This is a genomic window from Pristimantibacillus sp. PTI5, from assembly GCF_048572955.1.
Classification (GTDB): domain Bacteria; phylum Bacillota; class Bacilli; order Paenibacillales; family Paenibacillaceae; genus Pristimantibacillus.
The window spans coordinates 3,862,454-3,877,771 of sequence record NZ_CP183886.1; the positions used below are offsets into that span (position 1 = coordinate 3,862,454).

General features: G+C 48.6%; 11 protein-coding genes, 1 pseudogene and 1 riboswitch. Of the genes and pseudogenes, 11 read left to right on the forward strand and 1 reads right to left on the reverse strand.

What is annotated here, in order from left to right; genetic code table 11:
- Positions 1 to 352 precede the first annotated feature (352 nt).
- The 4 genes and pseudogenes from guaA to ACN6MW_RS17335 all read left to right on the forward strand — a co-directional run bounded on the left by guaA (position 353) and on the right by ACN6MW_RS17335 (position 4,763).
- Complete coding sequence (gene guaA, locus ACN6MW_RS17320; RefSeq protein ID WP_364150964.1) at positions 353 to 1,891, forward strand: glutamine-hydrolyzing GMP synthase; 1,539 nt, start codon at positions 353 to 355, stop codon at positions 1,889 to 1,891.
- Positions 1,892 to 2,316: 425 nt separating this feature from the next.
- Positions 2,317 to 3,576: an ATP-binding protein gene (locus ACN6MW_RS17325; RefSeq protein WP_419871321.1), complete on the forward strand. Its 1,260-nt coding sequence runs from the start codon at positions 2,317 to 2,319 to the stop codon at positions 3,574 to 3,576.
- Between the two features lie 14 nt (positions 3,577 to 3,590).
- Positions 3,591 to 3,713: pseudogene (locus tag ACN6MW_RS17330) on the forward strand (hypothetical protein); the annotation flags it as partial.
- A 402-nt stretch (positions 3,714 to 4,115) separates the two neighbouring features.
- On the forward strand, positions 4,116 to 4,763 hold the full coding sequence (locus ACN6MW_RS17335; protein ID WP_419871322.1) for a hypothetical protein: 648 nt from the start codon (positions 4,116 to 4,118) through the stop codon (positions 4,761 to 4,763).
- Positions 4,764 to 5,055: 292 nt separating this feature from the next.
- Here the strand turns inward: ACN6MW_RS17335 and ACN6MW_RS17340 are convergent, their stop codons facing one another.
- Positions 5,056 to 5,694: a TetR/AcrR family transcriptional regulator gene (locus ACN6MW_RS17340; protein WP_419871323.1), complete on the reverse strand. Its 639-nt coding sequence runs from the start codon at positions 5,692 to 5,694 to the stop codon at positions 5,056 to 5,058.
- 223 nt (positions 5,695 to 5,917) lie between these two features.
- Between ACN6MW_RS17340 and ACN6MW_RS17345 the strand changes: the two genes are divergently transcribed.
- From ACN6MW_RS17345 to ACN6MW_RS17375, 7 genes are all read left to right on the forward strand, one after another.
- Positions 5,918 to 6,769: an AraC family transcriptional regulator gene (locus tag ACN6MW_RS17345; protein ID WP_419871324.1), complete on the forward strand. Its 852-nt coding sequence runs from the start codon at positions 5,918 to 5,920 to the stop codon at positions 6,767 to 6,769.
- An 81-nt stretch (positions 6,770 to 6,850) separates the two neighbouring features.
- Positions 6,851 to 7,930: an N-acetylglucosamine kinase gene (locus ACN6MW_RS17350; RefSeq protein WP_419871325.1), complete on the forward strand. Its 1,080-nt coding sequence runs from the start codon at positions 6,851 to 6,853 to the stop codon at positions 7,928 to 7,930.
- Positions 7,931 to 7,951: 21 nt separating this feature from the next.
- Positions 7,952 to 9,262: a 6-phospho-beta-glucosidase gene (locus ACN6MW_RS17355; RefSeq protein ID WP_419871326.1), complete on the forward strand. Its 1,311-nt coding sequence runs from the start codon at positions 7,952 to 7,954 to the stop codon at positions 9,260 to 9,262.
- Between the two features lie 214 nt (positions 9,263 to 9,476).
- Entirely contained in the window at positions 9,477 to 10,514 is a 1,038-nt protein-coding gene (locus ACN6MW_RS17360; protein ID WP_419871327.1) for an ABC transporter substrate-binding protein, read from the forward strand.
- 5 nt (positions 10,515 to 10,519) lie between these two features.
- Entirely contained in the window at positions 10,520 to 12,580 is a 2,061-nt protein-coding gene (locus ACN6MW_RS17365; RefSeq protein WP_419871328.1) for an iron ABC transporter permease, read from the forward strand.
- Positions 12,581 to 12,689: 109 nt separating this feature from the next.
- Positions 12,690 to 12,790, forward strand: a riboswitch (purine riboswitch).
- Between the two features lie 122 nt (positions 12,791 to 12,912).
- Complete coding sequence (locus ACN6MW_RS17370) at positions 12,913 to 14,298, forward strand: NCS2 family permease (protein ID WP_419871329.1); 1,386 nt, start codon at positions 12,913 to 12,915, stop codon at positions 14,296 to 14,298.
- Positions 14,299 to 14,545: 247 nt separating this feature from the next.
- Positions 14,546 to 15,313, forward strand: coding sequence for a 5-oxoprolinase subunit PxpA (locus tag ACN6MW_RS17375; protein WP_419876375.1), 768 nt, complete (start codon positions 14,546 to 14,548; stop codon positions 15,311 to 15,313).
- The last annotated feature ends 5 nt before the right edge of the window (positions 15,314 to 15,318 follow it).

Consider the following 15,318-nt stretch of genomic DNA (forward strand, 5'->3'; position numbering starts at 1 on the left):
ATCAAGCTGCATTCCCGCACTGTTCCAACTCTATCACCACCACTCCAACATCAACCAAATGCCCATCTGAATCTTTCCCTGTTCCAACTAAGCTCAACATCCTCCAAACTCTCCCTGTTCCATTTAAACTCTACATCCTCCAATCGTCCCATTGTCCCGATTCAACTCATCACCACAAATTCCCCACTCCAATTCACCGTATCAGCCACCCCCTAATTCCTCCAATCTAACCGGATTTCCCCCGCCCCAATAGGCCGCGGAAGCTTCTCCTACGAATTGTCACGTGGATTCGCCTTGACTCGCTCAAACCGCCTTATATATAATTACTACATAATTTGAGGGAGGCTCGGTAATGACTAAGCAAAATGAAATCATCGTTGTTCTCGATTTTGGAGGCCAATACAATCAGCTGATTGCGCGCCGTATTCGCGATTTGGGCGTATACAGCGAGCTATTGCCTTACAACACGCCGGTAGAACGGATCCGTGAATTGCAGCCGAAAGGTATTGTATTCTCGGGAGGACCGGCTAGCGTTTACGAAGAAAATTCACCAATGGTGGATCCTGCGATTTATGATTTGAACATTCCGATTTTTGGAATTTGCTACGGTATGCAGCTTATGTCTCACCAGCTCGAGGGCAAGGTTGAGCGCGCGGGCAAACGCGAGTACGGCAAAGCAGAGGTTGAGTTTATCGAAGGTTCCCAAATCGGCTTTGGACTCGATAAGGTTCAAACGGTATGGATGAGCCACGGCGATCACGTTGTCGAGCTGCCAGCAGGCTTTGCGGTTGACGCAAGCACGGAGCATGCTCCTGTAGCAGCAATGAGCAATAAAGAACGTCAATTCTACGCGGTTCAATTCCATCCGGAGGTTCGCCACTCTGAGTTTGGTAACGAGATGATCCGCAATTTCCTATACAACGTTTGTGATTGCGACGGCACATGGACGATGGAATCGTTCATTGAAGACGCGATCCGTGATATCCGTAACGAGGTTGGTGACAAAAAGGTTCTATGCGCGCTTTCCGGCGGCGTAGATTCTTCGGTTGTTGCGATCCTGCTTCACAAAGCGATCGGCGATCAGCTCACTTGTATGTTTATCGACCACGGCATGCTCCGCAAAGGCGAAGCCGAGGGCGTTATGGAAACCTTCGTTGGCAAATTCGACATGAAGGTGCTTAAGATCGACGCGCAGGAGCGTTTCCTAAGCAAACTGAAGGGCGTAGAGGATCCGGAGCAAAAACGTAAAATTATCGGCAACGAGTTCATTTACGTGTTCCAAGAAGAGTCCGATAAATTGGATGACTTTGAATTTTTGGCGCAAGGCACGCTTTATACGGATATCGTGGAAAGCGGTACGGCTACGGCGCAAACGATCAAATCTCACCATAACGTTGGCGGTTTGCCTGAAGACATTAAGTTCAAGCTCGTTGAACCGCTTAAAGCTTTGTTCAAGGACGAGGTGCGTAAAGTCGGCGAAGAGTGCGGCTTGCCGGAAGCAATCGTTTGGCGTCAGCCGTTCCCAGGTCCGGGTCTTGCGATTCGTGTCCTAGGCGAAGTAACGGAGGACAAGCTTCTGATTGTCCGTGAATCCGATGCGATTTTGCGCGACGAGATTGCAAAAGCAGGTCTTGACCGTGAAATTTGGCAATACTTCACCGCGCTTCCTAACATGAAGAGCGTTGGCGTTATGGGCGATGCCCGTACGTATTCCTATACCGTTGGTATCCGCGCGGTTACTTCCATCGATGGAATGACAGCAGACTGGGCGCGTATTCCTTGGGATGTGCTCGAGAAAATTTCGGTGCGTATCGTAAACGAAGTAGACAACGTTAACCGTATCGTCTACGACGTGACTTCGAAACCGCCTGCAACGATCGAGTGGGAATAGGCTGGAAATAATTAATGTCGTCAATCGCCTGGAAGCCTTGATACATAAAGGCTTACAGCGTTGATGATATTGAGATTCCATGTACACCTGCAACAATAAAGTATCAAAATTCACTCTCTTTTATTTGCATTTTTTTGCAAATAGAAGGGAGTTTTTTTATGACTAAAATCAATGAAATAGAAGCTACGCAGTGTGAAATAGAGCGTCTAAGCGAACATGCAAAAACCAGATGAGGATTTTTTCCTACATCTGGTTTTGTATTAAATGACATCATTACTTGGATATAGCAAAGTATTAATTTGAATGCAAAATTGAAAGTACATGGTATAATCTTTCTGCAAAGTTAAGGAATGACTCCTGCCGAACAAACTTTAACCCGTAATTATTAGGAGATAGGCTATGTTACTTAAAAGAGGTGCGAGTTTATGGGATTTAACTATGAATTAAGCAAGTTTCTACTTAATATTTTCTTTATATTGTTCCCATTAATTTTTTATCAATTTACAATTCATGAAAAGATGAATGAGAAAAAAGCTTTAAAAAACGTAGTCATCTTTTTTTTATTTGCCACCCCAATGATTTTATGTATGTACTTTCCTCCTGTAGAAGTAAAAGGTTTAATATTTGATCTTAGAATTATTCCTTTGATATTGGGTTGTTTTTATGGAAACTCCAAAATTTCCATCATGTTATTTTTCTCCCTTATTAGTGTTCGTTTTATGATTGGCGGCACAGGCGCTTATTTAAATTTAATTTCCTCTACTATATCATTCATGGTAATTATATCTTTATCAAAAAAATATCATTCATATAGTTTAATTAATAAAATTCTCACATCCTTTATACTTTCTTTTGTTTGTAAAATGATTGGCATATCAAGTATTCTAATTATTGATTCTGATTATAATCTCCTATCTGCTTTTATGTTTTATATTGTTCAAAGTTTATTCATGGGCTTAGCTGTATACATAATTGAATCTATTAGAAGAAACGCTGAACTAAAAAAAGAATTAATGTTTTCAGAAAAAATGAACATCGCAAGTGTTATTTCAGCTTCCGTTGCGCATGAAATTAGAAATCCGCTGACCACAGTTAGAGGATTTATTCAACTACTTACTCAAACAGAACTAAATCCTGACAAAAAACAGATGTACGGAGGAATTTGTTTAGAAGAAATTGATCGTGCGGAGGAAATCATTAATGATTACCTATCATTAGCAAAACCTTATCCTGAGGTAGTAGAAAAATTGGATATAGGTGAGGAAATTCAATACATTTGTAATGTGTTAACATCCCTTGGAAATCTTATAGGTGCAGAAGTAAAGATGAAATATGACAATAATTTGTTAGTTTTAGGTGATCGGAAAAAGCTAAGGCAAAGCATCATTAATATTGCAAAAAATGGTTTAGAAGCGATGGAAGATAAGAAAGGGGTACTTAAAATTGAAGCTTATAGGAGAAACAATGAGGTGATCCTCTCCATTAGCGATACTGGAATAGGAATGACAAATGACCAAATTAGTCGTCTAGGAATGCCATATTATTCTAACAAAGATAAAGGTACTGGTCTTGGGATGATGGTATCATACAGCTTCATAAAAGGTATGTTGGGAAATATCAATGTGAAAAGTGAAGTAGGAAAAGGAACTGTATTTGATATTTCCTTTCCTTTATCGAAAATATAACCAAGTGAGGGGGGGCACGTATCCCTTGGGATATTCTTGAGAAAATCTCTGTACGTATCGTTAACGAAGTAGACAACGTTAACCGTATCGTCTACGACGTGACTTCGAAACCGCCTGCAACGATCGAGTGGGAATAGGCGGGAAATAATTAATGTCGTCAATCGCTCGGAAGCCTTGTTATATAAGGGTTTACGGCGTTGACGACATTGATATTCCACGTACACCTGCAACAATAGAGTGCAAAATATTACTCTCTTTTATCTGCGTTGTTTAGCAAATAAAAGGGAGTATTTTTTATGGAAGTCAGATGTTTCCCAGATAATTGTCTCCATTAGGTCGTATAGCAGTGATTGAGAAATGGAATTGACATTTACAGCCAAAGCAGACTTATGGAGTATGTTGATACTCAATTTACTTCGAAAAATGTAAAGGGATTAACTTAAATGCAACATTACTATTACCAAATCAACCATTAATTCCCTTGTGTAGGTCATGTGGCACGGTATAATATACCTACATCATATTAGGGAGTGACAAGCATGGGTTTCTTAAAAGGGACAGGGAAGTTTTTAGGTGAAACAGCAGGGTTGTTATTAAGCTCACCTTTTCAAATTGTAGGTAAAGCTGCGGGGAATAAATATTTACAGCAAATAGGTGAAGGCATTCATTCAGTTACCGCGAATACGGGCGCGACGCTTGGTCAGGTTGCGGAAGGCACATACAATACTGCAAAGGGCATTGTGACCGAAGATAAAAATTTGCGTGATGCTGGATTGGCTGATGTTGGTACAGCGGTAGCGGATACCGCTAAAGGTGTTGTAAGTGGTGTTAAGAGTACATATATTCATGGTAAGGACGTTGTAGAAGGGATTAAAACAGAGGATTCTTCACGGATAAAAAAGGGCGCGAAAGCGTTAGTCGCGACTGCCGTTGTATCCATTGTTGGAGTTGGGATAATCGAAGGGCTTGATATAGCTGAAGGGGCAGAAGGCGATGTTGCCGATAGCACTATAGATACGGAATCGACTGCTGCTGACGCGGAACATCATGTTAATTCCCATTACGTTGAAGGGTATACCCGAGCAGATGGTACAGAAGTTGAAGGCTACTGGCGTGATGGAGATGGTGATACATCGATTAACAACAATGATGGATATTACCAAGACAATCCAACAAAGAAGGTTTAACAATTACGGGGCAGCCGATACCGGTTATCTTATTATTTTGTAGAATACAATACGCGGTAATCTGTCCAACATTAAAATAGGAATGCACTCAAAATGGCGTACTAACTGACAACAGTTTAGTACGCTATTTTTTCCGGATTTATAAGATCGTGCGAGCTATGATAAGCTGTGTATTGACCGTATGCCCCTTAGGGGAAGCTTATGGTCAAGTGCGACCGCAAGCCGAAGGATAGCTAACCTCTACTCTGCCACCTTCGTCGCAATCCGTTTATCAAGCAAGTCATCGAAAATATCATGACTCATCCCTTAAATCGTTAATCTGCTTGCCGAACCCGAAAAGCAAGGCTTCAAAGGCATCATTGAAGGTAGGAGAAAGGCGGCCCATAATGGATTCGACGCTCTGCTCCGAATGGGTATATGTGCCGATGATCCCTCGCAGCATAAAGAAATAAATGCGTGAACAGCTGAGAAGCTTATCGCCGTCAGACAAATTAAGATTCGTTTTTAGGAGCTGAACGACAATATTGAACATTTGATTGCGCAGCCGGTTGACCTCTAGATCTGACTCCGGTTCATCGACAGGGGCTGGTTTTGCCTCGAAAAATAGGGCATACATGCTCCGGTTGTCCAAGCAGAACCGAATAAGTTGTTCATTCAAGCGGCGCAGCTTCTCGTCCGCGGATAGGAAGGCATCGGCTGCAAGCGTATTTAGAGCAGCGTTCAACTGGAGCAGCCGGGGCATGGATAGGGCGTGAAGCAAAGCCTCTTTATCCTGAAAATAAATATAGATCGTCGTATGCGAGCAGCCGGCTTCCTTGGCGATCTCTCTGATCGTTACCGCTTCATAGCCTTTCTCGGCGAACAGCTTTTCGGCAGCGGAAATAATCAAGCGTTTCGTTTCCTCGGAACGTTGCTCCTTTTTTGAAGCCATGGGCAGCCCTACCTCCGTATTGTAGTAACCATCGGTTACGAACCGTTGGTTATATGTTATTCCCGGGTTTCAGATGTTGTCAACCAAGCCTATCTGCTATAATTTATAGAACACCTTTGCATCGCAAACTCAAGTCCAAGCTTACGAATCTGGTTTGCATCGCAAACCTAAGTCAATGCTTACGAAGCCAGGTTTGCCTTCGCAAACCTTTTAGGAGAATACAATGGAACTACTGCCATCCGTCAGTAAAGACGAGATTGCGCTGCCGCAGGCTTTTCCGATAATGATCTCGCAATCGGTGGGGGTTACGCCAACCTTTCAAAGGCTGCACTGGCACAAAGCGCTTGAAATTAACTATATCGAGCAGGGAAGCGGCTACTACTTGATCAACGGGAACCGATATGACTTCCGGCAGGGCGATATCGTGCTCATTCATTCCAATGATTTGCACCGCGCTTTTGAAGCGGAAGAACTGGTCATGAGCATCGTCATGTTTGATTCTTCCATCCTTGCGCTGGAGCAGCGTTATGACGCAGAGCTGCTCAATCCGTTCCGCGATATCGGCCTGCGTTTTGACCATGTGCTGGATAGAGCGCATCCTATGCTGGAGAGGCTTGGGGCTATCCTGAAGGAAATGTCTGCTGAATTTGAGCGGAAGGAGCCGCATTTCGAAGTCATTGTGAGGGCAAAGCTCATTCAGCTGCTGGCGTTCGTCAACCGTTATTTTATGAAAAATAGTAAAAAAGAAGCGCTGCATGTGCGCGGAACGGAAACCATTCGAGGCGTACTGCGCGATATCGAGACCGCTATTGCCCATCCATGGACGCTTGCGGAGCTGGCTGATGCCGCGCATCTAAGCCCGTCGCGCTTCAGCTCGCTGTTCGTGCAGGTCGTCGGCACCTCGCCTATGGATTATTTAATCCAGCTCCGGCTGGGACAGGCAGCTTACCTGCTGGAATCCACGGATATGAAGATTATCGAAGTGGCAGCGGAATGCGGCTTCCGCAATTTATCTAATTTCAACCGATTGTTCAAACAGCATATCGGCAGGCTGCCCTCGGAGCTTAGAACATAAAAACAGTAAGATTGTATCAGAACATCGTTCTTTTTCATTAGAAGAGCGGTGTTTTTTATTTTAAAATAGAAGAATGTATAAATGAGATGGTTATACGATGCTTCTATTTCAACGCGAACCGAATTCTCGCCGCAAAGGCTGGCGTCAGCCGGTTATGCTAGAAATAGAAGAAAGTACAAAAAAAGGAGCGCGAACGTCATGATTTTCCTTGGAATAGATGCAGGTGGCAGCAAAACCCACGCCCTGCTCGTAGACGAGAAAGGCCAGGTGCTCGGCAGAGGGCTCGGCGGCAACGGAAACCACCAAACGGCGTTTGAACAAGCGAGAACAAGCATTGATGATGCTTGCCGGCAGGCTTTGCAGGAAGCGGGCGCAACGAAGGAGCAGGTGACGTTTGCGTATTTTGGGCTCGCCGGGGCCGATCGCGAGCCGGATTATGAGATTTTGCGCCCGATGATCGCATCGCTTGACTATAAGCAATACGCCATCGCATGCGATACGATGATCGGCATGCGCGCCGGGACAAACCAATCGTACGGGGCAGTCATCATTAGCGGCACCGGATTTAATGCGGCAGCCCGCAATCCGCAAGGCGAAGAGCTTCAGTATGGCGGCTTCGGCTATTTGTTCGGCGACGGGCAGGGCTCGGGCACGGATCTTGCGGTTCATGCTTTCCGCAGCGCCATTCGCGCCTCGGAGGGCAGGGAGCAGGCGACGCTGTTGAGCAAGCTCGTTCCGGAGCGGCTAGGCTATGCGACCATTCAAGAAATGTACGATGACGCGCTTTATAACGGCAAGCGACCGTCCCATAGTCTTGCAAAGGTCATGTTTGAAGCGGCGTCGCTCGGCGATGCGGTCGCGATCCGTATTCTGCGGGAAGCAGGCAGCGAGCATGCAAATGCAGTCCTTGCGCTGATCAAGCGCCTTGGCATGGAGCAAGAGCGCTTCGATGTTGTTTTGACGGGCAGCGTGCTCTCGCGGGGAGGCTCCCCGCATATGGTTGATGCGATCCAAGAAGCGCTGGCCCTAGCTGCGCCGCATGCGAAAACCGTAAGATTGACGGTCGACCCGGTCATCGGAGCCGTGATGAGCGCCATGGATTGCAGCGGCATCGCCATCGGCGAAGCAGTTGATTCCGCACTGCGAAAAATAACATTTTAATAGATAGGGAGGCACGTCCACATGTCCAAAAAACCGCTAAAGGTCGCCGTCATTGGCGGCGGTTCCTCGTATACGCCTGAAATCGTGGAAGGCTTCATCAAAAAATACGATGAGATGCCGATCAGCGAGCTGTGGCTCGTTGATATCGAGGAGGGCCGCCATAAGCTCGCGATTGTCGGTGAGCTTGCCAGGCGTATGGTTGAAAAAGCCGGATTGCCGATGGAAGTGAAATTAACGCTGAACCGCCGCGAAGCGATTGCCGGCGCAGATTTTGTGACGACGCAAATGCGGGTAGGGCTGCTGGAGGCTAGGCGGCGCGATGAGCATATTCCGATTTCCCACGGTGTCATCGGGCAGGAGACGACGGGTCCGGGAGGCATGTTCAAGGCGCTCCGCACGGTGCCGGTCATATTAGAAATTTGCAAGGATATTGAAGAGCTGGCGCCCGATGCATGGATGCTGAATTTTACGAATCCTGCAGGGATCGTAACGGAAGCGGTGCAGAAGCACAGCCGCGTTAAGACGGTCGGGCTATGCAATTCCCCGATTAACTTTCAGAAGTTTCTCGCTAAAGAGTACGGCGTAAGCGAACGCGATGTTTTGCCTGAGTTCGTCGGCATTAACCATCTTCACTGGATTACGGCGGCATACGTGAATGGCGAAGATAAGCTGCAGGAGATGATTGGCGGCGGCAGGGATTATTCGGCTACAAATGTTACCGCTTTTGACTGGGATGCGGATTTCCTCCGTTCGCTTGGCGCGCTGCCGACGTATTATCTTCGCTATTTCTACATGACGGATGCGATGCTTGCGGATATGACCGAGTCGCTTGCAAAAAACGGCACGCGCGCCGAAGTCGTCAGCCGGGTGGAGGCGGAGCTTTTCGAGCTATACAAGGACGTGAATTTGAAGGAGAAGCCGAAGCAGCTTGAGAAGCGCGGCGGCGCTTATTACTCCGAAGCCGCGGTCAATCTCATGCATGCCCTTTATACGGATAAGCGGGATATTCAAACGCTAAATGTGAGAAACGGCAATATTATCGATTTTCTGCCCGAGGATGCCAGCATTGAGGTCAACTGTGTCGTTACGGCGCAGGGGCCGATCCCGATGCCGCTGCAGCGTGTGCCCGAGCAAATCACAGGGCTTATGCATGCCGTAAAAACCTATGAATCACTGACAATCGAAGCTGCGATCAGCGGTGATAGAGGCATCGCGCTGCAAGCGCTGGTGCATCATCCGCTCGTTCCAAGCGTAGCGGTTGCGAAGGCGCTGCTAGAAGAGATGCTTGAAGCGAACAAAGCTTACTTGCCTAACTTTTTTGATAACGAATGAATATACGCTGCCTACGGAGCAGCTATGAAGAAGGGCGGGAGCAGGATTCCTGCTCTTCTTTTCGTTTGTAGGAAGAAAATTTTGTATTGACATATAGCTGAAACGGTTATAAGATTACTAAAGTTCTTGAACATGATAATCATTATCAACGTAACGAAAATGGTTATCATTCAATTTAGATGTAATGGTTAAAAAAAATAGGGGGTAAGAGGAAATGAACAAACGATTAATGAGCTTGATTATGGTCATCGTCGTTATGCTGGTTGCGGCTGGCTGCGGCGCGAACAATTCGGTTAACACAGCAGCAGGAAACGAGAAAAACGGCAATGCGGCCGAAACCAATGCAGCTGAGACCAATGCGAGTACTGAAGCGGCGTCCGGCCCAATTGTTGTTAAGGATGCCAAAGGCGAAGTCACGCTGGATAAGCCGGCACAAAAGGTTGTCGTATTGGAATGGACATTTACGGAAGATATCATTGCGCTTGGCATGCAGCCTATCGGCAACGCGGACAATGAAAACTATAAGCTGTGGGTAACGGGCGAAGCTCCGCTTGACGCAAGCGTGACAGACGTTGGTCTCCGCCACGAGCCAAGCCTCGAGAAAATCGCATCCTTGAAGCCTGATCTGATTATTGCGAACACGGACAGCCACGAAGCGATCTACGACCAGCTGAAAGGCATTGCGCCGACACTTATATTCAGCCTGTACCCGCCGGATGGTCAAGGCGATCAGTACACCGAAATGATCAATATGTTCAAATCGATTGCTGCGGCAGTAGGCAAAACACCGGAAGGCGATAAAGTGCTTGCCGATCTCGACCAGCATTATGCGGATGCGAAAACAAAGCTGGCTGCAGCTGGCAAAGACGGCTTGAACTATGTACTCACGCAAGCATTCAGCTACCAGAACGCTGCAACGATGCGCTTGTTCACAGACAACTCTTTGGCGGTGCAAACACTGGATCGTATTGGTCTGAAAAACGATTGGAAATCCGAGAATTTCGAGCTTTACGGCTTTAGCACTTCGACAGTAGAAGCGCTGCCTGCCGTTCAAGATACGAACCTGCTTTATATCGTTCAAAAGGACGACGACATTTTCGCAGGCGCGCTGAAAGACAATTCCGTATGGAACGGCCTGAACTTCGTGAAAGAAAAACGTACATATGCCCTCGACAGCGCGACATGGGTGTTCGGCGGACCGATCTCCTCCAAAGTGATCGTTGACCAAGTCGTAAATGTTTTGACGAAATGAGCGAGATGATGACGAATCGCAAAAACGAAGCCTCATTGGGTATGATTTGGCGAATGATCGGTATATTCGGGGGCGGCCTTGCCGCCCTTTTCGTTCTGTCTGTGCTGAGCCTGTGCTTTGGGGAAGCACAGATTCCGGCAGCTACCGTGTTTGACGGTTTAATGAACCGGCAGGGAGACCTGATGGAACATAATCTGCTTTGGGATATCCGGATGCCGCGGACGGTGATCGGCATCATCGCCGGCGCCGCGCTAGCAGCGGCAGGAGCGCTTTTGCAGACCATAACGAAAAATCCGCTCGCAGCCTCCGATACGCTTGGGATTAATGCTGGCGCGTACTTTATGGTTGTGCTCGGCGTGGTTGCTTTTCCTGCGCTGCAGCATCAGTTTCCTTTTTTGCTGGCAGCAGGCGGGGGCTTCCTGGCCGCGCTGGCTGCTTATTTCCTTGGCGGGGGCCGCACGGCAACTCCGGTTCGGCTGGCTTTATCGGGTATGATCGTATCGTTGGTGCTCGGCGCATTTACGTCGGCCATTCACATTTTTAAAGAAACAGAAACGCAATCCTTGTTTTTATGGGGATCGGGCACCTTGATCCAGCTCGACTGGAGCGGAGTTGAATATGCCTGGCCGTTCGTGGCGGCGCTGCTCGTTATCGCCATATTCGCAGGCCGCCAATTCGACGCGCTGGAGCTGGATGAATCGACGGCGCGCTCGTTAGGACAGCGCGTTGGCCTCACCCGCGCAGGCGGACTTACGCTTTCGGTGTTTATGGCTGCGATCGTGGTCAGCGTTGTCGGACCGATTGGTTTTGTCGGGCTTGTTGCCCCGCATCTGGTCCGCCTCTCTGGCATTCGCAAGCATCGCTTGCTCGTTCCGGCGAGTGCGCTTTGGGGCGCGCTGCTCATAACGGCTGCGGATTTGCTCGCCCGCATGGTACGCAGCAGTCTCGGCGAGATGCCGGTCGGCGCGGTGATGGCGATCATCGGAGCGCCTTGGCTTATTTGGCTGGTGCTTACCAAGATGAAAAATATTTCCGGATCGGGCACGGGACAGTCGTCGATGAGTATTGGGGGAGCCCCGCTGCGTATGCGCTACGCGCCGACTGCGATTTCCATGGCCGTATTGCTGGCTGTCTTAATCCTAGTCAGTTTGTCGCTTGGCGGGACGAAAATCCCGATCCTGGAATCGCTTAGAAGCCTTGTTGGGGCAGGAGATGATGCCTACTCCGTCTTGCTGAATTTACGCCTTCCGCGCACGCTTGTTGCGGCTGGCGGCGGTATCGCGCTGGCGATCAGCGGCGTGCTCATTCAAAGCGCGGTCCGCAATCCGCTGGCGGATGCTTCGATTATCGGAGTGACCTCAGGCGCGGGCTTTGGCGCTTTGGTGGTGTTGGTCGCTTGGCCTACGCTGCCGATTTTCGCTCTTCCGATTGCCGCTATTGCAGGCGGTGTTATCTCAGCGGCCTTTGTATTTTTCTTGGCATGGCGCAAGTCGCTTAACCCTTCGGTTCTTATTTTGCTTGGCATCGCGGTATCTGCCGTTGGCTCTGCCGGCATACAGGCGATGATCGTGAAGGCAAGCCTTTGGAGCAGCACGGCATTCGTCTGGATTACCGGCACGACCTACGGGCGAGGGTGGGACCAGTTTAACAGCATTTTTATCTTTCTTCTCATTCTGGTGCCGGCCGCTTATTATTTGGGCAAAAGGTTTGATCTGCTCGCATTCGGAGACGAAAGCTCGACGGGCTTTGGCCTGCCCGTGAGGGGCACGCGCCTCTGGGCAATGATTATCGGAGTGCTGCTCGCTGCCGGCGCAGTTGCAAGCGTGGGCACCATCGGTTTTCTTGGACTGATGGCGCCGCATGCGGTGCGAATGATGGTCGGTCACCATACGAGACGCTCGATTGTGTTATCGGGTCTGCTTGGCGGCCTGCTGCTCGTGCTTGCGGATACGTTAGGCAGAACGGTGATGGCGCCGAAAGAGATCCCGTCCGGACTGATTATTATGCTAATTGGAGCGCCTTATTTCCTTTTCCTGATGTACCGTTCTCTCGTCAAGAAAACATAGTTTTTCCAAAAAGATTGCTAAAAACGAATAATGAAGGTATTTATTGCCATTAACGTTCGTAAAAGTTGTTGACAAAGTGGACATATTCTCTTTAGAATTGTAAACGGAAAACAACAACAGCATATTTTTTCGTATAATCTCAAGAATCGGCTTGAGAGTCTCTACTCGGTCACCGTAAATGATCAGGCTACGAAAATGGCGGAAAAACTCGCAGCGGTCCGGCGTGTATACTTTTCCCCTTTTTGCAGAGCCTAGGAGAAATGCGATTTATTGCATTTTTTTTCTAGGCTTCTTTGTTTGTTCCACCACATTTTTGGGAGGTTGTAATCAAAATGGAACGTTTCTTTCGCTTAAAGGAACACGGAACAAATGTCAGAACAGAGATTATGGCGGGGCTGACGACTTTCATGACGATGGCATATATATTGGCCGTCAATCCAATCATACTTACGCCGGCAGGCTTAGACTGGACGGCCGTATTTCTAGCTACGGCGCTTGCTGCCGGAATTTTCACCATTGCAATGGGCTTGTTCGTTAACTTTCCTGTTGCGCTTGCTCCAGGTATGGGCCTTAACGCGTACTTTGCATCCGTCGTGATCGCATCGGCGTCAACGGATACCCCGATCTCGCCTGCAATGGGGCTGACAGCCGTCTTTATTTCAGGAATTATTTTTATTATCTTAACGCTTACGCAAATTCGCCAAATGCTTATCACCGCTGTTCCAGACAGCCTGAAGCATGCGATTACGGTCGGTATCGGTTTGTTTATTACCATTATCGGTTTGAAAAACAGCGGCATCATGACGATCGCAGTATCAAGCTTCACAGACATCAAGGCTGGAGTGTTCACGCCGGTTAGCGGATCCGAAACCGTTATCCAGCTGGGAAGCTTCCACAATGAAACGGTTGTGCTTACGGTTATTGCGCTGCTGCTCATCGGCGTGCTGATGGTGCTTCGCGTACCGGGAGCCATTTTGTTCGGTATTCTTGGCACGACGGTTATTGGGATTCTGATTGGCCATGTCGATGTGAAAGCCGCATTTATGGGTCAAACCTGGGTGCCTGATTTCTCGAAAATGAACTTTTGGCATTTCGACTTTGCGGGCCTGTTCGAAGTCGGGCTTGTAACGGTCATCCTGACGTTTACCTTCGTTGAGATGTTCGATACGTTCGGTACGCTCGTAGGTACGGCTAACCGTGCCGGTTACATGAAGGACCCGGAAACAGGCAAGAAACGCGTAGGTAAAGCGATGTTCGTGGATGCCATCGGCGTCAGCGGCGGCGCGGTGCTCGGCACGAGCACGGTTACCGCATTCGTTGAGAGCTCGGCAGGTATCGCGCAAGGCGGGCGTACGGGCTTGACTGCCGTTACTACGGGCATTTGCTTCCTGCTAGCGATCTTCTTGTCGCCAATCGTTGCGCTTGTTCCGGGTGCGGCTACGGCTGCCGCGCTTATTATCGTAGGCGTACTGATGATGCAATCGGTCAAAGATATCGATTTCTCGGATATGGTTTACGCCATTCCATCCTTCCTGACGCTTGCATTTATGCCGCTTACGTACAACATTGCGAACGGTATCTCGTTCGGTATCGTTTCGTACGTATTGCTTGCAACGGTTGCGAACGCAACGGGCAAAGGCAAATACAAGGTTCACTGGCTCATGTGGATTCTAGCGGTGCTCATTATTGGCCGTTACGTATTTATGGGCGGGGAATAGAGTTAATAAAGAAAGAAGCAGCGCTGGACCGGCGCTGCTTCTTTTTTTTGCACATAGAGGCTCAAGGATGGCTGCAGCCGTTTACGCTTGATATATAAGAATTTAAAAGTTATCGATTTTTAAAATGTGCTTCTAGATCTCCGCGAAACGAGCTTTGCCGCCAAAGAAAGGCTGCAGCCGTTTACGCTTGGCTGGAATTTGCTATAATTTTAAAAAAAGAAACTCGAGCGAGGGAAGGATGAGCTTTGTGCTGCAGGTCGATTTGAATTGCGATATGGGTGAAGGCTTTGGCGTGTACCGTACAAGCCCGGACAGCGAGCTGATGAAATATATTACCTCGGCCAACATTGCCTGCGGATTCCATGCCGGAGATGCCGCGACGATACGCCGCACGGTGAAGCTGGCGCTGGAGCACGGCGTCGCCATCGGCGCGCATCCGGGGCTGCCGGATTTGGCGGGCTTCGGGAGACGCGTGATGGGCATCACGCCGGAGGAAGCTTACGAGATGACGGTGTATCAGCTGGGGGCCGTGCAAGCTTTTGCCAAGTCGGAAGGGGGCGCCGTTGCTCATGTGAAGCCGCATGGCGCGCTCTATAATATGGCAGCGGGCAACAGGCAGCTGGCGGACGCGATAGCCGAGGCGGTCTATAAAGTTGATCCTAGTCTTCTGCTGTTCGGTTTGGCAGGCAGCGAGCTTATTCACGCAGGAAAAGCGATCGGCTTGCATACGATAAATGAAGTGTTCGCGGATCGGACGTACGAGTCGGACGGATCACTTACGCCGCGCGGAGCAGCAGGAGCTGTGATTGCCGATGCGGGCCGCGCGGCTGAACAGGCGGTCAATATGATTAAAAATGGCGAGGTCCTTACCCGCAAGCAGAGCAGATTGATTTTGAAAGCTGAAACGGTATGCGTGCATGGCGATACGCCTGGTGCTTTGGAACATGTGAAGCAGCTGCGGGAAGCTTTGGAGGCTGAAGGGATTGCCGTAAAAAAAGCGGGAAAAGAGGCATGAAGCTA

What these genes read in the sequence shown, in the direction of transcription:
- guaA (WP_364150964.1), top strand. Translation starts at nt 353, where the DNA reads ATGACTAAGCAAAATGAAATCATCGTTGTTCTCGATTTTGGAGGCCAA.
- ACN6MW_RS17325 (WP_419871321.1), top strand. Translation starts at nt 2,317, where the DNA reads ATGGGATTTAACTATGAATTAAGCAAGTTTCTACTTAATATTTTCTTT.
- ACN6MW_RS17335 (WP_419871322.1), top strand. Translation starts at nt 4,116, where the DNA reads ATGGGTTTCTTAAAAGGGACAGGGAAGTTTTTAGGTGAAACAGCAGGG.
- ACN6MW_RS17340 (WP_419871323.1), bottom strand. Translation starts at nt 5,694, where the DNA reads ATGGCTTCAAAAAAGGAGCAACGTTCCGAGGAAACGAAACGCTTGATT.
- ACN6MW_RS17345 (WP_419871324.1), top strand. Translation starts at nt 5,918, where the DNA reads ATGGAACTACTGCCATCCGTCAGTAAAGACGAGATTGCGCTGCCGCAG.
- ACN6MW_RS17350 (WP_419871325.1), top strand. Translation starts at nt 6,851, where the DNA reads ATGAGATGGTTATACGATGCTTCTATTTCAACGCGAACCGAATTCTCG.
- ACN6MW_RS17355 (WP_419871326.1), top strand. Translation starts at nt 7,952, where the DNA reads ATGTCCAAAAAACCGCTAAAGGTCGCCGTCATTGGCGGCGGTTCCTCG.
- ACN6MW_RS17360 (WP_419871327.1), top strand. Translation starts at nt 9,477, where the DNA reads ATGAACAAACGATTAATGAGCTTGATTATGGTCATCGTCGTTATGCTG.
- ACN6MW_RS17365 (WP_419871328.1), top strand. Translation starts at nt 10,520, where the DNA reads ATGATGACGAATCGCAAAAACGAAGCCTCATTGGGTATGATTTGGCGA.
- ACN6MW_RS17370 (WP_419871329.1), top strand. Translation starts at nt 12,913, where the DNA reads ATGGAACGTTTCTTTCGCTTAAAGGAACACGGAACAAATGTCAGAACA.